Source organism: Micromonospora sp. R77, assembly GCF_022747945.1.
Lineage (GTDB): Bacteria > Actinomycetota > Actinomycetes > Mycobacteriales > Micromonosporaceae > Micromonospora.
The window spans coordinates 1380784-1399584 of record NZ_JALDST010000001.1 but is presented as its reverse complement, the minus strand read 5'-3'; the positions used below and the strand labels follow the sequence as shown (position 1 = coordinate 1399584).

The window sequence follows — 18801 nt, the reverse complement described above, 5'->3', positions numbered from 1 at the left end:
CGTCCGTCGGGGCTCCCTCCCCTGGTCACTTTCCGTTGCCCGGGGCAATATTTCCGTAAACCCCGGCCCGGCGTGTCGGCCCGAGGCCCCCGTCCGGGTGACGCCGCAGGTCAGGGCCGGTCGATCGGGGTGTCCAACCGGCCGCCGGTGCCCACGTCGTTGTTCAGCAGCAGGCCGAGGGCGAGCATGCCGAAGCCGAGGAAGAGGTGCAGCCAGTTGTCCGCGTCGTTGAACGGCACGAAGTTGGCGGCGCTCTCCCGGTCGATGGCGAAGCCGTAGAGCCAGAGGCCGAGGTAGGCGGCACCACCACCGGCCAGGAAGAGCCGGGCCCCGGCGAGCCGGCGGGCCAGCACCAGCCCGACCAGGCCGAAGAGCAGGTGCAGCACGTTGTGCAGGACCGACACCTGGAACAGGCCGATCAGCTTCGCGTCGGAGTGGTGACCGGCGAAGGCCAGCTCGTTGTAGTGCGTGGTGAAGCCGGGGACGAACCCGAGGACGCCGATCAGCACGAAGACGGCGGCCACCGCGAGGGCGACCTTCTGGATCGCCGGTCGTCGGGCCGGGGTCCGTCCGCGTACGTGTGCCATCGCTGTCACCCTCCGTGGACAAGTCGTCACCGGATGGGACGACCCTCCATTGTGTGACCGCGACGGGGCGCTCCCGCAGAGAAATGACGAATCGTGCATGGACCCGACAACGGGGGGTAGGTCAGTTGTCATACCGAAACCAATCGGTGTGATCCCCCCCCCAGCGCAACCGCGACGACTTTCCGAGCGGAAGGGACATCATGACTTACGATCTCTCACCCACGTCTTCCACGTACGGGCAGGAGTCGAACAACGGCGGCGGTGTCCGCGACCAGGCCCGCCAGGTCGGCTCAGAAGCCGCCAACGCGGGTGGCGCGGTCGCGCAGACCGCCAAGGACCAGGGCAAGGAGGTTGTCGGCGAGGCGAAGCGCCAGGCCCGCAACCTCTATGGCGAGGCCCGCAACCAGGTCACCGCCCAGACCAGCCAGCAGCAGCAGCGGGCCGCCGGTGGGCTGCGGTCGCTGGCCGAGGAGATGCGCTCGATGGCGCAGAGCAGTGGCCAGAGCGGCCCCGTGACCGAGCTGGCCCACCAGGCCGCCGACCGGGTGCACGGCGTGGCCGGTTGGCTGGAGCAGCGCGAGCCGGGCGACATCCTCAACGAGGTGAAGAGCTACGCCCGCCGCAACCCGGGCACCTTCCTGGTCGGCGCCGCCGTCCTCGGCGTGCTCGCCGGCCGACTGACCAAGAACATCGCTGCCGCCGGTGACGACAACGGCACCGGCCGGCGGGCGTACGGCTACGACCCGGACCGGACCGCGGTCATCCCGACCGCGCGCCCCGTCTCGGACGTCCCGCCGGGCGGCTACCTCGACCCGACGCCGGGCACCTACGCCGAGCCGGACCCGGGCTACGCCGCGCCGGGTGGCTACGCACAGCCGGCCTCCGGTGGCTACGCGGACCCGACCCCGGGCAGCTACACGGACCCGACCCCGGGCAGCTACGCCGACCCGTACTCGGGCACCGGCCAGCCGCTGCCGCCGGTGAGCCAGACCGACCCGCTGCCGGGCGTGCCGTCCAGCGGCACCACCCGTCCGTGACCGGCCGACCCGACAGAACGGAGGCGACGGCATGAGCATGCCGACGCAGGGATCCGGCGTGAACGCCGCGTACCCGGTCGACCCGGGGCACCACGCGAACAACGCGCCCTACGCCGGGGACCCGACCGCGCCGCACAGCGCGGACGAGGTCCGGGGCAGCTCGATCGGTGAGCTGATGCGCTCGGTCACCACCGACCTGTCCACGCTGATGCGCCAGGAGGTCGAGCTGGCCAAGGCGGAGATCCGCCAGGAGGGCAAGAAGGCGGGCAAGGCCGCCGGCTTCTACGGTGGCGCCGGCTTCGGCGGATACATGGTGGCGCTCTTCGTGTCCATCGCCATCTGGCAGTTCCTGGACAACGTGATGGACTCGGGCCTCGCCGCGCTGATCGTGGCCGTTGTCTGGGCCGTGGTCGCGGCCGTCCTCTACTCCAAGGCCAAGAAGAACGCCGAGAACATCCGCGGCCTCAAGCAGACCAACGACAGCGTGCAGCGCATTCCCGACGCGCTCAAGCCGCACCCGGAGGGAGTCACCCGATGAGCACCGATCCCGACCAGATCCGCCGGGAGATCGAGGCGACGCGCAACAGCCTCAGCACCGACGTGGACGCGCTGGCGTACAAGGTCAGCCCGAGCCGCATCGTCGACGACCGCAAGCAGCGGGCGCGCAACGCGCTCCAGAACGTTAAGGACAGGGTGATGGGAAGCGCTTCCGACCTGGGTCACAGCACCGGCTACGCCGCGCACTCGGCCGGCGGGCACGTCTCCTCCGCAGCCTCCACCGTCGGTGACAAGGCGCACGCCGCCGCGTCCACCGTGGGCGACAAGGCGCACGCCGCCGCCTCGACGGTCGGCGACGCCGCTCAGCGGGCCCCGCAGGTGATCCGGCAGAAGTCCGAGGGCAACCCGCTGGCCGCCGGCCTGATCGCCTTCGGCGTCGGCATGCTGGTCTCCTCGCTGATCCCGACCACCCGTCGCGAGCAGGAGCTGGCCACGCAGGTCAAGGAGAAGGCCAGCGAGCACAGCGGTGTGGTGAAGGAGAAGCTGGGCGAGGTCGCCAGCGAGATCAAGGAGGAGCTGCGCGAGCCGGCGCAGCACGCCACCGAGTCGCTGAAGTCCACCGCCCAGGACGCCGTGCACGCGGTCAAGGACGACTCGAAGTCCGCCGCGCAGGACGTCAAGGACACCGCGCAGCAGTCCCGCGACCAGGTCCGTTACTGACCCGGTTCACTGCGAGCAGGGCCCCCTGTCAACGCCTGGCGGCGTCGACCGGGGGCCCTTCGTCGCGTTCGCCCGCCTGCACCCAGAGCGCGAGGTCGGCGGGCCCGGCATCGGCCAGCCGGCAGCGCAGGACGCGCCGGGAGTGCGCCGCGACGCGCAGCCGGGTGCCGCCGTAGGGCACCCCGCCGCGTAGCCGTCGGCCGAGCGCCAGCCAGGCGCAGACCCCGCGTTCCAGCAGCCAGAGCGGCGCCGCCAGGGCGGTGTGCGCCGGGAAGACCCGGCCGCCACCGGCCCGCCGGCGGCCCAGCTCGGCGACCGCCACGGTCACCGCGCCGGCACCGAGCAGCAGCGCCGGGCGGCGGGCCGCGAGCGCGGCCAGCACGCCGGGCAGCACCGCCAGCGAGGTCACCAGCCGCACCGGTTGGGCCAGGTCGTCGTACGCCTGCCGGACCCGCTGCCCACCGAAGTGCGCGGCGGTCGGCGGCAACCGGCGGACGTGCAGCCAGGCGGGCGTCGCGGTGGTGCCGCCGTACGCGCGCACGGTGCGGACCAGCTCCAGGTTCTCGAAGAGCACGTCCGGGTCGTAGCCGCCCATGGCGTGGAACGTGCTGCGGCGGACCGCCAGGGTGCCCGGCCAGTCGCCGCCGAAGGCCCGGTTGAGCAGGGTCCGGCCGGTGTCCCACCACGCGTGCCAGGGCAGCGGGTCGAAGTGGTTCTGCGGCCGGACCAGGTCCACCCGGTCCAGCAGGGCGTGCACGGCGCGCAGCGCCGCCTCGTCGTACCGGACGTCGTCGTCGCCGACCACCACGTGTTCGTGCCGGGCCAGGGCCAGCCCGGTGAGCACGCCGAGCACCTTGCCGTTGGCGCCGCGCAGCGCGGGATCGGGCCGGACGTGCCGGACCAGGTCCCGCCAGCTGGCGGCGTGCCGGGCGAAGAGGTTTGGCGGGGAACCGTCGACGACGGTCACGTCCACCCAGCGGGCGAGGGCGCGCAGGTGGTCGGTCAGCTCGGTCAGGCCGGTGTCGTGGGACCAGCGCAGCGGCAGGACGTACTCCATCGGCAGGAGCGGGGTCCGGGGGCCGGGGCCCGTCGCGCCGGCCGGACCGCCGTGGACCGGGGCGGTCACGGGACGCCGGTCGGTGACGGCGGCCGGGCGGGCGTCGGGGTCGCGGGCCGGGGCGCTCATGCCGCCTCCCCGCGCCGGTGACGGGCGTGCGCGGCGGGGTCGAAGGCCAAGGCCGCCTCCTGAGGGTCGGGCGATCGGTCGCCGCCGGTTGCCCGGATTCTCGCTGATGAAACCGTTTTGTCGTTTCGACGCCGCCTCGCCGGGTAGCGCTGCGGGATACGGGCGGTCCACTCCCGGACGCCCGGGTGGAGGAGTCGCGCTGCTCGCCGGCTACGCCGGGGCGACCACACTGATCGTGAGCCTGGGCCTGCTGCACACCCCCACGCAGTTGGTGATCGCGTTCGCCGCCGTGCTCCTGGTGGACCTGCTGTTCAACCGGGCCACCGGCCGCCGGATGCCGGTCTGGGCGGCGCCGAAGGAAGGTTGAGAAGATGGTGGACCGGATCGCGGACCCGTGGGGCCCGCGCACGCCGTACGGTGCGGGTGAACGGTGGCCGGTGCGGGTGGACAGTTTCCTCGCCGACGGCCACACCGAGGCCGACGTGCAGCGCTGGGTGCCGAGCGCGTCGATCCTGCACTCCAACGGCGACGCGATGGACATCGTGGTGGTCGACGACCGGATCGTCGGGGTCCGGGGCCGGCCCGGCGACCGGATCAACCACGGCCGGGTCGACCCGAAGGACCTGTACGGCTGGCAGGCGAACCACAGCCCCGACCGGCTGCGCCGCCCGCTCGTCCGCGAGGGCGGCCGGCTGGTGGAGACCGACTGGGACACCGCGATGGGCCGGATCGTGGCCCGCTCGAAGGACCTGCTGGACGGCCCCGGCGGCTGGGGGCACTTCGGCTTCTACACCAGCGGGCAGCTCTTCCTGGAGGAGTACTACACCCTCGGGGTGATCGGGAAGGCCGGCATCGGTACCCCGCACATGGACGGCAACACCCGGCTCTGCACCGCGACCGCCGCCGCCGCGCTGAAGGCGTCCTTCGGCACCGACGGGCAGCCCGGGTCGTACACCGACGTGGACCACTGCGACGCGATCGCGTTGTGGGGGCACAACGTGGCCGAGACCCAGACGGTGCTCTGGATGCGGATGCTGGACCGGCGGCGCGGGCCGAACCGGCCGGCGATGCTGGCGGTGGACCCGCGCGCGACCCCGGTGGCCCGGGAGGCCGACGTGCACCTCGCGCTGCGCAACGGCACCAACATGGCGCTGCTCAACGGCCTGCTCCGCGAGCTGATCCACCGCGGCTGGTACGACGAGGAGTACGTCCGCGCGCACACCCTCGGCTTCGACGAGCTCTGCCGGGTGGTCGAGGACTATCCGGTGGCGAAGGTCGCCGAGATCTGCGACCTGCCGGCCCGCGACATCGAACGCGCCGCCGAGCTGCTGGGCGGGTCGCAGCGGCTGCTCTCCACCGTGCTCCAGGGCTTCTACCAGTCCAACCAGGCCACCGCGGCCTCCTGCCAGGTGAACAACATCCACCTGATCCGGGGCATGATCGGGCGGCCGGGGGCCGGGCTCTATCAGATGAACGGCCAGCCGACCGCGCAGAACAACCGGGAGTGCGGTGCCGACGGCGACCTGCCCGGCCTGCGCAATTGGGAGAACACCGAACACGTCGCCGAGCTGGCGAAGCTGTGGAACGTCGAGGTCGACACCATCCCGCACTGGTCGCCGCCGACGCACGCCATGCAGATCTTCCGCTACGCCGAGCAGGGCTCGATCAAGCTGCTCTGGATCTCGGCCACCAACCCGGCGGTCTCCCTGCCCGACCTGGCCCGGATCCGGCGCATCCTGGCCCGGCCGGAACTCTTCGTGGTGGTGCAGGACCTCTTCCTCACCGAGACCGCCGAGCTGGCCGACGTGGTGCTGCCGGCGGCCACCTGGGGCGAGAAGACCGGCACCTTCACCAGCGTGGACCGGACCGTGCACATCTCCGACAAGGCCGTCGAGCCGCCCGGCGAGGCCCGCCCCGACCTGGACATCTTCCTCGACTACGCGCGCCGGATGGATTTCCGCGACAAGGACGGGAATCCCCTGATCCGGTGGACCGGGCCGGAGGAGGTGTTCGAGGCGTGGCAGGAGTGCTCGCGGGGCCGACCCTGCGACTACACCGCGATCACCTACGAACGGCTGCGCTCCGGCGGCATCCAGTGGCCGTGCACCGACGAGCAGCCGGACGGCACTGAACGGCTGTACACCGACGGGGTGTTCAACACCGACCCGGACTACTGCGAGTCGTACGGCCACGACCTGGCGACCGGGGCGGAGCTGCTCCCGGAGGAATACAAGGCCAAGCAGCCGGGCGGGCGGGCGTTCCTGCACGCGGTGGCGTACCAGCCGTCGCCGGAGGTGCCGAGCGACGACTACCCGCTGCTGCTCACCACCGGCCGCACCGTCTACCAGTTCCACACCCGCACCAAGACCGGCCGGGCCACCCAGCTGGTGCACGCCGCGCCGGAGTCCTGGGTGGAACTCAACCCGGCCGACGCCGAGCGGCTCGGCGTCGGCGAGGGGGACCTGGTCCGGGTCGAGTCGCCGCGCGGCGCCGTCCGCGGTCGCGCCAGGATCTGCGGGGTACGCCCCGGCGTCGTCTTCGTCCCCTTCCACTACGGCTACTGGGACACCGCCGACGGGGCTGACCCCGGCGAGGGGCGGCACGACCGGGCGGCCAACGAGCTGACCATCACCGCCTGGGACCCGGTCTCCAAGCAACCGATCTTCAAGGTGGCCGCGGTCCGGGTGGTCAAGGAGGCCGACTCGGGTGGCCGTCCGTCGCCCGCGCCCACGGTCGGCGGCTCCGCGCCACCGGCCGGATCCGACATCCCGGCCACCGTCGGCGGCCCGGCCGCCGAGGCACCGTCGAGGGGGGAATGAGATGCACCTCGCGCACTATCTGGGGCTGCTGCACAAGGCCCAGGAACGGCTGGGCGACGCCTTCACCGAGGTGGGCGAGGCGCACCGGGAGGAGCCGGACGTCTTCCACACCTGCGGGAAGCTCGCCACCCAGTGCCGCGGCCACGCGGAGAAGCTCGCCCCGTTCGCCCGCCGGTACGCCGAGGACGCCCCGGCCGAGCCGGACCGGCTGCACTCGGACCTCTTCTCCGGCACCCGCACCGGCGGGCTCGGGTTGCTCCGCGACCTCCAGGACCTCTACCTGATGGCCGCCGAGTGCGACATCTCCTGGGCGGTGATCGGCCAGGCCGCGTACGGGGCCCGGGACGAGGAGCTGCTGGCGGTGGTGAAGTCCTGCGAGCAGGAGACGGCGATCCAGCTCAAGTGGCTGCGTACCCGGATGAAGCAGGCCGCCCCGCAGGCCCTGGTGGTGGCGGGGTAGGCCGGCCGGCTCGGGCTCGACGAGCGCCCGGCGCCGCGCCCGGTCAAGCGGTACGGCGGACGCCGTCGAGCAGGAAGCCGCTGGGCGGGAGCGTGGGCATCCGGCTCAGGCTGACCGCCAGGTCCTGCGGCGGCACCTCGTAGCGCATGGCGGTGGTGAGCAGGCCGACCGCCCGCTTCATCAGCTCGATGGTGAGCCACTCACCGGCGCAGCGGTGGCCGGCTAGGGGCTCACCCCCACCCTGCGGCACGAAGCCGTACGGGTCGTCCCGCCAGCCGGCGAACCGCTGCGGCCGGAACCGCTCCGGCTCGGGCCACAGGTCCGGGTGGTGGTTGGTGCCGTACAGGTCCAGCAGCACCCGCCGACCGGCCGGGAAGTGGTGCCCCTGCCACTCGAAGGACCGGCGTACCCGGGCCGCCGCGAACGGGAAGAACGGGTAGTAGCGGCGGACCTCCTGCACGAACCACTCGGTGGCGTCGGCGTCGTCGCGGACCCGCTCCCGCCACGCCGGGTGGTCGTGCAGGGCGAGCGCGGCGAAGACCACGTACCGGTCGACGGCGACGGTGGGTCGCAGCACGTTGAGCAGTTCCACGGCGGCGATCCGGCGGGGCAGCGACCGATCCCGCCCGTCCCGGTGCTCGGCGATAACCCGCAGCGCGCTGCCCTCCGGCGCGGGCAGCGTGCCGGCCCGGACCCGGTCCACCAGGTCGGCGAGCCAGCGTTCGGCCCGGCGGCGGGCGAGCAGGCCCCGCCAGTGTCGGGGCCCGAGCGCGGCCGGCCCCTCGATCATCGCGTGCAGCTGGTCGGTGCGCCGGGCCACCTCACCCAGGTCGAGCGGGACGCCGGCCCAGGCGCAGACCGCCCGGGTCAGCAGCCGACCGACCTCGTCGTAGAGGACGACCGACCCGGAGCGCTCCCAGTCGGGGATGCGGGACCGCCACTCGTCGTCGAAGAGCTGGCCGAGCTGCCGGATCGCGCTCGGCGTCATGATCGACAGGAACATCGCCTTGCGGTCGCGGTGCGCGCCGTCGTCGAGGCCCTGCACCCCGCCGACGCCGGTGAGCGTGCGCTGTCCCCGTTTCGGCATCGCGCCCGCGCGGCTGAACCGTTCCGGGTCGTAGAAGAGCGTCGCGGCCGGCCGGCCGCGCAGGCAGATGGTCGGTGCCAGCAGCAGCCGGGTCCGGAAGATGTCGCTGCCGTACCGCTCGTAGCGGGAGCTGCCGAACCGGTACCCCTCCCGGAGGAAGGCCAGGGTGCTGTCCGGGCTGCGGTCGACAGGGGTGGTGGCCATCTGGGTTCTCCTGACGCGGGTGCGGCGGCCGACCTGGTCGGCTGGTGCGCGTCTACCCCGGTGGCCGGGGCTGAATCCCGCTCGGCGTGGACCGGTTCCGGTGCGAGCCGCCGGCAGGCTACCGGGTGGTGCGCCCCGGGGGAGGGGCCAGCCGGCGAACCCGTTGCTGGCCCCTCCCAGGGGGCCGGGAAGCTGGTTGGCTCGACCCCGTGCCGGCGGTGCGGTCGGCGCACGTCGACGACGGGGAGGTCCGATGCGGGAGAACATGCCGCCCGACTGGCGGCAGCGGCGGATGGTCCGGGGGATCGAGCGCCCCGGCGGGGTGGGTCCCGACCCGGGGGAGCCGCCGCTGATCGCCGCGCCCCGGCGGGCACCCCGCCCGGCCCGCTGGTTCACCGCCCACCTGGGCTTCACCGCCGCCGGGCCGGAGCAGGCCCGCGACCTCGCCGTCGCGTACGTCGAGGCATTGAGCCTGCTCCGGCCCGAGCTGGTGCTCGGTGTCGCGGCCTGGTCCCCGGCGGACGCCTGGCACCGGGCCGAGCGGTTGTTCTGCGGAGCGCCGAGGGGCCGGACGGCGAACGCTGCGCGGACGTCGCGGGCCACCCCGGCTTCCACCACGCCCCCGGCCCCGGCGGCCTGGGCTGGGGCGAGGGCGACCGGTGAGCCGCCCGCGCCGCTCAGTCCAGGTCGAACTCGCCGTCCTGCGCGCCGGCCACGAACGCGTCCCACTCGGCCTGGGTGAAGACCAGCACCGGCCCCTCGGGCTCCGCCGAGTTGCGCATGCCGATCAGGTCGTCGACGAAGGCCACCTCGACCGCGCTGTCGGAGGTGTCGCCCTCGGCTCGCTGCCAGACCGCTCGGGAGAGATCGAAGTCACCCTTGGGGTGCTGACCCATCGTTGCTCCTCCATCGCCATGCGTCACGGGGAGTCCGTTCGGATCCCCATCGGGCAGGATAAGCGGATGCCGAGCCTGACCCGTGTAGAGGCGACCGCGCGTGGCGCGTTGATTACCGTCGAGTCCTATCAGGTGGACCTCGACCTGACCGGCGGCGGCGAGCGGTTCCGCTCGACCGCCACCATCCGGTTCCGGGCCACCCCCGGCGCCGCGAGCTTCGTCGAGGTCAAAGCCGCGACCCTGACCGGGGTACGCCTCAACGACCGGGACCTCGATCCCGGCAGCCTCACCGACGACCGACTGCCGCTGGACGGGCTGGCCGCGCAAAACACGCTCACGGTCACCGCCGAGATGGCCTACTCGAACACCGGTGAGGGGATCCACCGGTTCGTCGACCCGGCCGACGGCGAGACCTACCTCTGGGCGATGTCCTTCCTCGACAACGCGCCGCGCATCTTCGCCGCGTTCGACCAGCCCGACCTGAAGGCCCCGATCACCCTGGCGGTCACCGCCCCGCCCGAGTGGACCGTCGCGGCCAACGGCCCGGTCGCCGCGCGGCCCCGCCCCGGGCGCTGGGAGTTCGCGCCCACCGAGCCCCTGGCCACCTACCTCTTCTCGCTGATCGCCGGCCCGTGGCACGTCCGCCGCGACGAGCACGACGGCATCCCGCTGGGCATCTGGTGCCGGCGCTCGCTCGCCGCCCACCTCGACGCCGACGCCGACGAGATCTTCACCGTCACCAAGCGGTGCTTCGACCGTTTCCACCAGCTCTTCGCCGAGCGCTACCCGTTCGGCAAGTACGACCAGGCGTTCGTGCCCGAGTTCAACGCCGGTGCGATGGAGAACCCGGGTCTGGTCACCTTCCGGGACGACTACGTCTTCCGCTCCGCGGTCACCGACAGCCAGCGCGAGCTGCGGGCCACCACCATCGCCCACGAGATGGCGCACATGTGGTTCGGCGACCTGGTCACCATGCGCTGGTGGGACGACCTGTGGCTGAACGAGTCGTTCGCGGAATACCTCGGCACCCGGGTCACCGCCGAGGCGACCCGCTTCACCTCCGCGTGGACCACCTTCGCGCTGCGCCGCAAGGCCTGGGGATACGCGGCCGACCAGCGCCCCTCCACCCACCCGGTGGCCCCCGAGCAGGTCGCCGACGCCGCCGAGGGCCTGCTCAACTTCGACGGCATCTCGTATGCCAAGGGCGCCAGCGTGCTGCGCCAGCTCGTCGCCTGGCTCGGCGACGACGCCTTCCTCGCCGGCCTGAACGCGCACTTCGCGAAGCACCGGTTCGGCAACGCCACCCTGGCGGACCTGCTCGACAGCCTCAGCGCCGCCGGTGGGCGGGACCTGACCGGCTGGGCGGAGCGCTGGCTGCGCCGCCCGCAGGTCAACACGCTGCGGATGGCGACCTCGGTCGACGCCGACGGCCGGTGGACCGATGTGGCGGTGGTGCAGACCGCGCCACCGGCTCACCCGGTGCTGCGCCCGCACCGCATCGGCGTCGGCCGGTACGCCCCGGACGGCACCGCGGGCCGGTTCGAGGTGGACCTCGACCCGGACGCCGACCACGGCCGCACCACCCTCGCCGAGCTGGTCGGTGTCCCCGCCACCGGCCTGCTGCTGCCGAACGACGGCGACCTGACCTTCGCCAAGATCCGCCTCGATCCCGCGTCGGCCGACGCGGTGCCGACGGTGCTGCCGACGCTGGCCGACCCGCTGGCCCGGGCGCTGCTCTGGGGCGAGGCGCTGGACGCGGCCACCGACGGGGAGCGGCCGGTCACCTCGCTGGTCTCCCTGATCGCGGCGGCACTGCCCGGCGAGACCGAAGTGATCATCGCGGAGGACGTGCTCACCCTCGCCCGCGACCTGGTCGACCGCTACCTCGACCCGCTCGCCCGGGACGCCGCCCTGCTCCGGGTCGCCGGGGCCTGCACCACGCTGCTGGCCGGGGCGCCGGCCGGTGGGTCATTGCAGCTCGCCGCCGCCCGGGAGTTGATCGGGGCGACCACCGACACCGCCCTGCTCACCGGCTGGCTGGCCGGCGACGGCGTACCGGCGGGGCTGGCGGTGGACGCCGACCTGCGCTGGGCGGTGTTGCTGCGCCTGGTGGTGCTCGGTGCGGCCGGCGAGCCGGAGATCGCCGCCGAGGCCGACGCGGACCGCAGCGCCACCGGCACGGAACGCGCCGCCGCCTGCCGCGCCGCGCTGCCCGACGCCGCCGCCAAGACGACCGCCTGGGAGATCGTGACCAGCAACACCGAGCTGTCCAACCGGCTGGTCGAGGCCACCGCGGAGGGCTTCTGGCAGCCCGAGCAGGCCGAGCTGACCGCGTCGTACGTGGCCCGGTACTTCGCCGACATGCCGGCCGCCGCGCGAGGCGTACCCCCTGGGTGGCGGACCGGGTCGCGGCGCTGGCCTTTCCTCGCTACGCCGTCACGCAGCCGACCCGGGAGTTGGCCGCGGCGCTGCTGGCCCGCGACGACCTCACGCCCGGCCTGCGGCGCGAGGTGGTCGACCTCGACGACGACCTGCGCCGCGCGTTGGTGGCCCGGACGGCGGTGGCCGCCGCCGGTGCCTGACCGGGCGGGCCGCGGCCGGTCCGGGACCTGACCGGTCGCGACCGGTCAGGTCCCGGCGCGACGCGGGCGGCGCACCTGGCGCGGGGCGCCGCCCGCAGCCGCTCAACCGCCGGTCGACGCCGACGCCACCCGGGCGTCCCAGTCGATCAGGTAGCGCTGCTCGGCGCCGATCGTCTTCTCCGGGTCCATCGCGGTCCGCACCAGCAACGGCATCATCAGCGGCAGCAGCGCCCGGCCCACCGGGCCGGGTGCCTTGGTCCGGTTGATCCGCGCCGCCCGGGCGGCCACCTTCTCCACCCGGGCCCGCCGCAGCTGCTCGAAGGCGATGAACGCCGACCGGATGTCCGGCAGGTCACGCAGGCAGCGGGCCAGTTGGACGGCACTCTCGATCGCCAGCGACGCCCCCTGCCCGGAACTGTTGGAGGGCGCGTGGGCCGCGTCGCCGACCAGCACCATGCGCCCCCGGTGCCAGTGCGGCACGCTCGGCATGATGTGCAGGGAGCCCACCGCCTGGACGTCGTCGGCGTTGGTGCTCGCCAGCAGATCGCGGCCCGGCTCGTCGTCCCCGTACGCGGTGCGCAGCGTCCGCATCCATTCGGCCGGGGGCACCGCGCGCGCCTCGGTGAGGCTCATCGGCCGCTCCTGGGGGAGGTTGACGCCCCACCGGGTGCCGCCGCCCGGCTCCGGCCAGTACAGGTAGTAGCCGCGCCGGCCGAAGGCGAAGGTCATGGTGCCCGGGGCGGCGTCGACCTCGTGCCGGGCCACCCCCTCGAAGCCGAGCAGCCCGGTGAAGCGCGGTCCGGGGGCGTCCCGGTCGATCAGGGTGCGGACGGTCGACCGGATGCCGTCGGCCCCGATCAGGATGTCCGCCGTGGCCGTGCCGCCGTCCGCGAAGCGGGCGGTGACGCCGGTGTCGGTCTCCCGCGCGTCGACCAGGCGCCGGCCGTGTTCGACGACGACGCCCTCGGCGCGGGCGCGGTCGTGCAGCGCCTGGTGCAGGGCGTTCCGGTGCACCACGTGCAGCGGTGGCACACCCGTCAGGCCGGGCAGGTCGATCCGCTTCCGGCCGACCGCCATCCTGGTCCGGTGGATCGGGGTGCCGATCGCGGTGACGGCCCGGTCCGCGCCGACGACGCGCAGGGCCGCGACGCCGTTGGGGGCGAGGGCCAGGGTGCCGCCGATGCCGTCGGCGGTGCTCGGGTACGCCTCGTGGACGGTGGCGGTGATGCCCGCGCGGCGCAGGGCCAGCGCGGTCACGGGGCCGGCGATGCCGCCGCCGATCACGATCGCTGTCTTCACGGTGGTCATGGTGCTTCCCTCCAGGGTTCTGTCGGTGGTGCGCAGGGACCGACCTGGAGAGAGCCCGACTATCCTCGTGGTTGCCGCTTCGGGCCGGGCGCCTGTCCAGGTGTCGGTTCGGGGTAAGGGCCCCGGCACGGTGTTGGCGCACCGTGCCGGGGCCGCTCTCACGGGGTGGGGCCGCTCCCTTCCGGGCCGTCGGTCGGCTTCGCCGGCCGGTCGCCGGCTTCGTGGAAGGCCCGCCATTCGGCCAGGCCCGGATAGCTGCCCGAGGTGAGTTCGGCCAGCAGGGACCGGATCCAGGCCGCTTCCGCCGCACGCATGGCGAGGTCGTGGTCGGACTCGATCAGGAAGAGCCGCGGCACGCTCCGCAGGTGTTCCGCGAGCGCCGCCCGACCGGCCCGGATGCCGTCCTCCAGCCGGGCCAGTCGCTGTCCCAGGAGAGCTGTCGCCTCATCGGGGTGCAGGGCGGCGAGCACCGAGAGGCCGGCCCGGAAGCGGGGGTGCTCCGACTCGGGGGTGGAGATCAACTCGCGGGCCCAGTCGACCAGCTCGGCCCGACCGGCGTCGGTGATCCGGTAGACGGTGCGTTCCGGGCGCCGGCCCTCCCGGACGCTCTCCACGGCCTCGATCAGGCCGTGTCGCGCCAGGTTGCGGACGACCGTGTAGAAGGACCCCCACTTGATCTCCATGTCCTGGTCCTTGCCCCAGGTCCGCAGGGTGGTGGCGATCTCGTACGGGTGTCGGGGCCGCTCGACGAGGACGGAGAGCACGGCGAGGGCCACCAGATTGCCCACCTTGCGTTGCCGGGGCACGCCGCCCTCCCGATACTTGCAAACGATTACTCGTGGACGAGCATAGGGCGTGCCGGCCCGCGCGGGAACCCCGTCCCGCGCACCTGGCCCCACCCATGGACGCCGGACGGGTCGGCGTCGACCGATCGGCCTAGGATCGCGGGGTGGAGGAAGACATCCGGCGGATCGGGATCATGGGCGGGACCTTCGACCCGATCCACCACGGGCACCTCGTGGCGGCCAGCGAGGTGGCGGACCGGTTCGGGCTGGACGAGGTGATCTTCGTGCCCACCGGTCAGCCGTGGCAGAAGGCGGACGAGCCGGTCAGCCCCGCCGAGGACCGCTACCTGATGACGGTCATCGCGACCGCCTCCAACCCGCGCTTCCAGGTCAGCCGGGTCGACATCGACCGGGCCGGACCCACCTACACCGTCGACACCCTGCGCGACCTGCACGCCGAGCTCGGCCCGAAGGTGCAGCTGTACTTCATCACCGGGGCGGACGCGCTGGAGCGGATCCTGTCCTGGAAGGATCTGGACGAGATCTTCGAGCTGGCCCACTTCATCGGGGTGACCCGGCCCGGCTTCGAACTCACCGACAAGCACCTCCCCGCCGACACGGTGAGCCTGGTGCAGGTCCCGGCGATGGCCATCTCCTCCACCGACTGCCGCGCCCGGGTGGCCCGCGGTGAGCCGGTCTGGTATCTCGTGCCGGACGGTGTGGTGCAGTACATCGCCAAACGGCGGCTCTACCAGCGGTGATTCCGCCCGTTGTGTGGGCCTTTCGCCCGGTAACCGGCCAGAACTGACAAGTAGCCGCGCCGCCGGGTGTGAGACGCTTGGAGGGTCGCACGGTTGATCGAAGGAGAACGGTGACAGTTTCCGAACGCGCTCACGAGCTGGCGATGGCCGCCGCCCAGGCCGCGGCCGACAAGAAGGCTCAGGACATCGTCGTCATCGACGTGGGCGACCAACTCGCCATCACCGACGCGTTCCTGGTCGCCTCGGCCCCCAACGAGCGTCAGGTGCTGGCCATCGTCGACGCCATCGAGGAGCGGCTGCTCGAACTGCCGGAGAAGGCCAAGCCGCTCCGGCGCGAGGGCGAGCGCGGCGGTCGCTGGGTGCTGCTCGACTACGTCGACATCGTGGTGCACGTCCAGCACACCGAGGAGCGCGAGTTCTACGCCCTCGACCGGCTCTGGAAGGACTGCCCGCAGATCCCGTTCGTGGACCGGGACCTGGTCGAGGCCGACTCCGCCACCGGCGCCACCGCCGAATGACCCGACTGATCATCTGGCGGCACGGCAACACCGACTGGAACGCCGCCAGCCGGGTCCAGGGGCAGACCGACGTACCCCTCAACGACCTCGGCCGGGAGCAGGCGCGGGCCGCCGCGCCGGTGCTGGCCGGGCTCCGGCCCGACGCCATCGTCGCCAGCGACCTGCGCCGGGCCGCCGACACCGCCGCCGCCCTCGCGGCGCTGACCGGCCTGCCGGTCCGCACCGACGCCCGGCTCCGGGAGCGGCACTTCGGCCGCTGGCAGGGCCTGGCCCTCACCGAGGTGGCCGAGCGCTTCCCCGACGAGTACGCCCGCTGGCGGGCCGGTGACCCGGACCCGGGTGCCGACATCGAGAGCCTCGACGACCTCGGCGCACGGATCGGCGCCGGCTTCCGGGACGCCGCCGACCTGGCCGCCGGTGGCACCGTCGTGGTCACCACCCACGGCGGCGGTGCCCGGCAGGGTGTCGGCCACCTGCTCGGCTGGGACCACGCCGTGCTGCGCGGCGTCGGCTCGCTCTCCAACTGCCACTGGACCGAGCTGCGGCACGACGACGTGCGGGGCTGGCACCTGCGCGCCCACAATGTCGGCCTGATCACGCAGCCGGCGCTCACCGAGGCGGTCTGACCGTACGCTCCGGGCATGCCGGCTCCGGATCGGCTAGCGTGCCGGGCATGCCCGTCGCGGTCGTGACCGACTCCACCGCCTACCTCCCACCCGAGCTGGTGCGGGCGCACCGGCTCACCGTCGTCCCGCTGACCGTCGTGCTCAACGGCGCGGAAGGGCTGGAAGGGGTCGAGACGTTCCCGGCCGACGCCACCCGGGCGCTCGGCGGGCGCCGGGTCTCGGTGAGCACGTCCCGGCCGTCGCCCGAGCAGTTCGCCCAGGTCTACCGCGCGCTGCTCGCCGAGGGCGCCGACGGCGTCGTCTCGGTGCATCTGTCCGCCGAGCTCTCCGGCACGGTCGAGGCCGCCCGGCTGGCCGCCGCCGAGGTCGGCGACCGGGTCGAGGTGGTCGACAGCCGGTCCACCGGGATGGGCCTCGGCTTCCCGGTGCTCGCCGCCGCCACGGCCGCCGCACACGGCACCGACCTCCCCGGGGTACGCCAGGCCGCGCTGGACGCCATCGAGCGCACCACCATCTGGTTCTATGTCGACACGCTGGAGTTCCTCCGCCGGGGCGGACGGATCAACGCCGCCGAGGCGCTGCTCGGCACCGCCCTCTCGGTGAAGCCGATCATGCACATGCCGGACGGCGCGATCGTGCTCAAGGACAAGGTGCGTACCGCCAGCCGGGGCATCGCCCGCCTGGTCGACCTGGCCGTCGAGGCGGCCGGTGAGGCCGAGGTCGACCTCGCCGTGCACCACCTGGCCGCACCGCAGCGTGCCGAGCAGCTCCTGGAGGCGTTGCGCGCCCGGTTCGGCGACCGCCTGCACGACACGTACGTCTCCGAGGCCGGCGCGGTGGTGGCCGCGCACGCGGGACCGGGTCTCGCCTGCGTGGTGATCCACCGGCGGCCGGCGTGACCGCCGGGTCGTACGTGGTCACCGGCGGTGGCCGGGGCGTCGGCCGGGCGATCGTGGCTCGGCTCGTCGACGACGGTGGGACCGTGGTGGTGGTCGAGCACGACCCGGAGGCGCTCGCCTGGTCGGCGCGGCACCCCGCCGCCGAGCGGCTCGTCCCGGTCGTCGGCGACGCCGGGGACGAGCAGGTCGCCGGGCACGCCGCCGACCTCGCCGAGCGGGTCGCACCGCTCGCCGGCTGGGTGAACAACGCCGCCGTCTTCCGGGACGCCGCCGTCCACTCCGCCCCGGTCGCCGAGGTCCTCGACCTGATCGGGCTCAACCTGCGGCCCGCGGTGGTCGGCGCGGCCACCGCCGTCCGGCGGTTCCTCGCCGCCGGCACCGGCGGGGCGATCGTCAACGTCTCCTCTCACCAGGCCGCGCGACCGGTCCCCGGTGCGCTGCCGTACGCCACCGCGAAGGCCGCCGTCGAGGGACTGACCCGCGCCCTCGCCGTCGAGTACGCCGGTCGGGGCGTCCGCACCAACGCGGTCGCGCTCGGCTCGATCGACACCGAGCGGCACGCGACCTTTCTCAACGGTCAGGACCCGGCCGAGAGGGCGCGGATCAGCGCCGAGTTGGGCCGGTTGCACCCGGTGGGGCGGATCGGCCGCGCCGACGAGGTGGCGGACGCCGTGGCGTTCCTGCTCTCCCCGCAGGCCGCCTTCGTCAACGGGGTGGTCCTGCCCGTGGACGGGGGGCGGGCGGCGCTCGGCCTCGACCCCGAGGCACGCTGAGCCGACCAGGCCGCGTTAGCACCTCGGAGCATGATCAGGGCGTTGTCCACAGCCGACGCGGTCGTCCACAACCGACCGTCGTCTTCGCGCCACGGCCCTCTCGTCCACCTAGCCTCGCGCCGTGCCCGACGACGAGGAAACCACGGTGCGGCAGCGGCTGTCCGGCCTGTTCCAGGCGGCTGGGAGCGCTGTCGGCCCACCCCGCGAGGTGGAACGGCGACCGGCCCGTGCCGCCCCCCAAGCTGCCGCGCCCGCGCGGACGACCGCCGCCGAGGTCGAGGAGCCGTCGCCCGCCGCGCCGTCCCGGCTGCCCGGGCCGGGTGCGTTCGATCCCGGCCGGCGGGGCGTACGGGCGCTGGCCGTGGTCGCCGCCGTCGTGGCGCTCGGGGCCGGCCTCTGGGCGTGGCGCTCCCGGCCGCACGCCGAGCCGGTCAGCCCGGTCGCCACCGCCGCCGCCAGCGCGCTCCCGGAGCCCGCGGCGGCTGGCTCCGCCGCCGCGAGCAGCAGCGCCCAACTCGTGGTCGCCGTCGCCGGCAAGGTACGCCGTCCCGGACTGGTCCGGCTGCCGGCCGGTGCCCGGGTCGCCGACGCCATCGAGGCGGCCGGTGGCGCCCTGCCCGGGGTCGACACCGCCCTGCTCAACCCCGCCCGTAAGGTCACCGACGGTGAGCTGGTGGTGGTCGGCGCGACCGCCCCACCCGCCCCCGCCGGAGCACCGCCCGGGGCGCCGGCCGGAGCGGCGGGGGAGGGAGCCGTCCCCGGTGGCCCGGTGAACCTGAACACCGCCACCCTGGCCCAGCTCGACGCGCTGCCCGGCGTCGGCCCGGTGCTCGCCCAGCGCATCCTCGCTCACCGCGAGCAGCACGGCCCCTTCCGGTCGGTGGCCGACCTGCGCCAGGTCGAGGGGATCGGCGACGCCCGCTACGAACAGCTCAAGGAACTGGTGACGGTGTGAGCACCCGACCGGCGCGGCCCGACCCCGGTGCGGCGACGGGCCGGCCGACGCGACCTGCCTCAGGCGACGTGGGCCCAGCCGTCGCAGGTGATGACCACTC

19 protein-coding genes and 1 pseudogene are annotated in these 18801 nt (G+C 73.9%); 14 read left to right on the top strand and 6 right to left on the bottom strand.

Annotated elements, in window-relative coordinates; genetic code table 11:
* Positions 1–110: 110 nt before the first annotated feature.
* Positions 111–587, bottom strand: coding sequence for a DUF4383 domain-containing protein (locus MRQ36_RS06295; protein ID WP_242793730.1), 477 nt, complete (start codon positions 585–587; stop codon positions 111–113).
* 200 nt (positions 588–787) lie between these two features.
* Here MRQ36_RS06295 and MRQ36_RS06290 point away from each other — a divergent pair, with 200 nt between their 5' ends.
* Genes MRQ36_RS06290 through MRQ36_RS06280 form a run of 3 tightly spaced genes read left to right on the top strand, consistent with a single transcriptional unit; the run spans position 788 to position 2842 of the window.
* Positions 788–1624: a hypothetical protein gene (locus MRQ36_RS06290; protein ID WP_242793728.1), complete on the top strand. Its 837-nt coding sequence runs from the start codon at positions 788–790 to the stop codon at positions 1622–1624.
* Positions 1625–1655: 31 nt separating this feature from the next.
* Entirely contained in the window at positions 1656–2162 is a 507-nt protein-coding gene (locus MRQ36_RS06285; RefSeq protein WP_242793726.1) for a phage holin family protein, read from the top strand.
* Complete coding sequence (locus tag MRQ36_RS06280) at positions 2159–2842, top strand: DUF3618 domain-containing protein (protein WP_242793724.1); 684 nt, start codon at positions 2159–2161, stop codon at positions 2840–2842. The genes MRQ36_RS06285 and MRQ36_RS06280 overlap by 4 nt, the downstream gene beginning before the upstream one ends.
* A gap of 28 nt (positions 2843–2870) precedes the next feature.
* On the opposite strand, the gene MRQ36_RS06275 is transcribed toward MRQ36_RS06280, so the two are convergent.
* Positions 2871–4028 (bottom strand): glycosyltransferase family 2 protein, encoded by a 1158-nt coding sequence (locus tag MRQ36_RS06275; RefSeq protein ID WP_242793722.1) that lies wholly within the window; start codon positions 4026–4028, stop codon positions 2871–2873.
* Positions 4029–4263: 235 nt separating this feature from the next.
* Here MRQ36_RS06275 and MRQ36_RS33185 point away from each other — a divergent pair, with 235 nt between their 5' ends.
* The 3 genes from MRQ36_RS33185 to MRQ36_RS06265 are packed head-to-tail and all read left to right on the top strand — an operon-like array spanning position 4264 to position 7307.
* Complete coding sequence (locus MRQ36_RS33185) at positions 4264–4395, top strand: hypothetical protein (protein WP_278187442.1); 132 nt, start codon at positions 4264–4266, stop codon at positions 4393–4395.
* 4 nt (positions 4396–4399) lie between these two features.
* On the top strand, positions 4400–6847 hold the full coding sequence (locus MRQ36_RS06270) for a molybdopterin oxidoreductase family protein (protein WP_242793720.1): 2448 nt from the start codon (positions 4400–4402) through the stop codon (positions 6845–6847).
* Between the two features lies 1 nt (position 6848).
* A complete protein-coding gene (locus MRQ36_RS06265; protein ID WP_242793718.1) occupies positions 6849–7307 on the top strand; it encodes a hypothetical protein in 459 nt (152 codons plus the stop codon).
* A gap of 43 nt (positions 7308–7350) precedes the next feature.
* Here the strand turns inward: MRQ36_RS06265 and MRQ36_RS06260 are convergent, their stop codons facing one another.
* On the bottom strand, positions 7351–8598 hold the full coding sequence (locus MRQ36_RS06260) for a cytochrome P450 (RefSeq protein ID WP_242793716.1): 1248 nt from the start codon (positions 8596–8598) through the stop codon (positions 7351–7353).
* A 253-nt stretch (positions 8599–8851) separates the two neighbouring features.
* Between MRQ36_RS06260 and MRQ36_RS06255 the strand changes: the two genes are divergently transcribed.
* A complete protein-coding gene (locus MRQ36_RS06255) occupies positions 8852–9340 on the top strand; it encodes a hypothetical protein (protein ID WP_242793708.1) in 489 nt (162 codons plus the stop codon).
* Here the strand turns inward: MRQ36_RS06255 and MRQ36_RS06250 are convergent.
* Positions 9276–9494: a DUF397 domain-containing protein gene (locus MRQ36_RS06250; protein WP_242793706.1), complete on the bottom strand. Its 219-nt coding sequence runs from the start codon at positions 9492–9494 to the stop codon at positions 9276–9278. The genes MRQ36_RS06255 and MRQ36_RS06250 overlap by 65 nt on opposite strands.
* Positions 9495–9560: 66 nt before the next feature.
* On the opposite strand from MRQ36_RS06250, the pseudogene pepN reads away from it, so the two are divergent.
* Positions 9561–12076: pseudogene (pepN, locus tag MRQ36_RS06245) on the top strand (aminopeptidase N).
* A gap of 102 nt (positions 12077–12178) precedes the next feature.
* On the opposite strand, the gene MRQ36_RS06240 reads toward pepN, so the two are convergent.
* Together MRQ36_RS06240 and MRQ36_RS06235 are read right to left on the bottom strand one after the other, a co-directional pair.
* A complete protein-coding gene (locus tag MRQ36_RS06240; RefSeq protein ID WP_242793704.1) occupies positions 12179–13384 on the bottom strand; it encodes an NAD(P)/FAD-dependent oxidoreductase in 1206 nt (401 codons plus the stop codon).
* Positions 13385–13542: 158 nt separating this feature from the next.
* Positions 13543–14190, bottom strand: coding sequence for a PadR family transcriptional regulator (locus tag MRQ36_RS06235; protein ID WP_242793702.1), 648 nt, complete (start codon positions 14188–14190; stop codon positions 13543–13545).
* A gap of 143 nt (positions 14191–14333) precedes the next feature.
* On the opposite strand from MRQ36_RS06235, the gene nadD reads away from it, so the two are divergent.
* From nadD to MRQ36_RS06205, 6 genes are all read left to right on the top strand, one after another.
* Positions 14334–14930: a nicotinate-nucleotide adenylyltransferase gene (gene nadD, locus MRQ36_RS06230; protein WP_242793700.1), complete on the top strand. Its 597-nt coding sequence runs from the start codon at positions 14334–14336 to the stop codon at positions 14928–14930.
* Positions 14931–15040: 110 nt separating this feature from the next.
* On the top strand, positions 15041–15448 hold the full coding sequence (gene rsfS, locus MRQ36_RS06225) for a ribosome silencing factor (protein ID WP_242793699.1): 408 nt from the start codon (positions 15041–15043) through the stop codon (positions 15446–15448).
* Entirely contained in the window at positions 15445–16074 is a 630-nt protein-coding gene (locus tag MRQ36_RS06220; RefSeq protein ID WP_242793696.1) for a histidine phosphatase family protein, read from the top strand. The genes rsfS and MRQ36_RS06220 overlap by 4 nt, the downstream gene beginning before the upstream one ends.
* Before the next feature lie 47 nt (positions 16075–16121).
* A complete protein-coding gene (locus tag MRQ36_RS06215; protein WP_242793695.1) occupies positions 16122–16973 on the top strand; it encodes a DegV family protein in 852 nt (283 codons plus the stop codon).
* On the top strand, positions 16970–17746 hold the full coding sequence (locus MRQ36_RS06210; protein WP_242793694.1) for an SDR family NAD(P)-dependent oxidoreductase: 777 nt from the start codon (positions 16970–16972) through the stop codon (positions 17744–17746). Before MRQ36_RS06215 ends, MRQ36_RS06210 begins: the two co-directional genes overlap by 4 nt.
* Positions 17747–17867: 121 nt before the next feature.
* Complete coding sequence (locus MRQ36_RS06205; protein WP_242793693.1) at positions 17868–18701, top strand: ComEA family DNA-binding protein; 834 nt, start codon at positions 17868–17870, stop codon at positions 18699–18701.
* Positions 18702–18801 lie beyond the last annotated feature (100 nt).

Excerpts from the sequence above, each read along its gene's own strand:
- MRQ36_RS06290 (WP_242793728.1), top strand. The coding sequence starts at position 788 with ATGACTTACGATCTCTCACCCACGTCTTCCACGTACGGGCAGGAGTCG.
- MRQ36_RS06215 (WP_242793695.1), top strand. The coding sequence starts at position 16,122 with ATGCCCGTCGCGGTCGTGACCGACTCCACCGCCTACCTCCCACCCGAG.
- MRQ36_RS06265 (WP_242793718.1), top strand. The coding sequence starts at position 6,849 with ATGCACCTCGCGCACTATCTGGGGCTGCTGCACAAGGCCCAGGAACGG.
- MRQ36_RS06270 (WP_242793720.1), top strand. The coding sequence starts at position 4,400 with ATGGTGGACCGGATCGCGGACCCGTGGGGCCCGCGCACGCCGTACGGT.
- MRQ36_RS06255 (WP_242793708.1), top strand. The coding sequence starts at position 8,852 with ATGCGGGAGAACATGCCGCCCGACTGGCGGCAGCGGCGGATGGTCCGG.
- MRQ36_RS06240 (WP_242793704.1), bottom strand. The coding sequence starts at position 13,384 with ATGACCACCGTGAAGACAGCGATCGTGATCGGCGGCGGCATCGCCGGC.
- MRQ36_RS06260 (WP_242793716.1), bottom strand. The coding sequence starts at position 8,598 with ATGGCCACCACCCCTGTCGACCGCAGCCCGGACAGCACCCTGGCCTTC.
- MRQ36_RS06285 (WP_242793726.1), top strand. The coding sequence starts at position 1,656 with ATGAGCATGCCGACGCAGGGATCCGGCGTGAACGCCGCGTACCCGGTC.
- MRQ36_RS06295 (WP_242793730.1), bottom strand. The coding sequence starts at position 587 with ATGGCACACGTACGCGGACGGACCCCGGCCCGACGACCGGCGATCCAG.
- MRQ36_RS06275 (WP_242793722.1), bottom strand. The coding sequence starts at position 4,028 with ATGAGCGCCCCGGCCCGCGACCCCGACGCCCGCCCGGCCGCCGTCACC.
- MRQ36_RS06250 (WP_242793706.1), bottom strand. The coding sequence starts at position 9,494 with ATGGGTCAGCACCCCAAGGGTGACTTCGATCTCTCCCGAGCGGTCTGG.
- MRQ36_RS06280 (WP_242793724.1), top strand. The coding sequence starts at position 2,159 with ATGAGCACCGATCCCGACCAGATCCGCCGGGAGATCGAGGCGACGCGC.
- MRQ36_RS06220 (WP_242793696.1), top strand. The coding sequence starts at position 15,445 with ATGACCCGACTGATCATCTGGCGGCACGGCAACACCGACTGGAACGCC.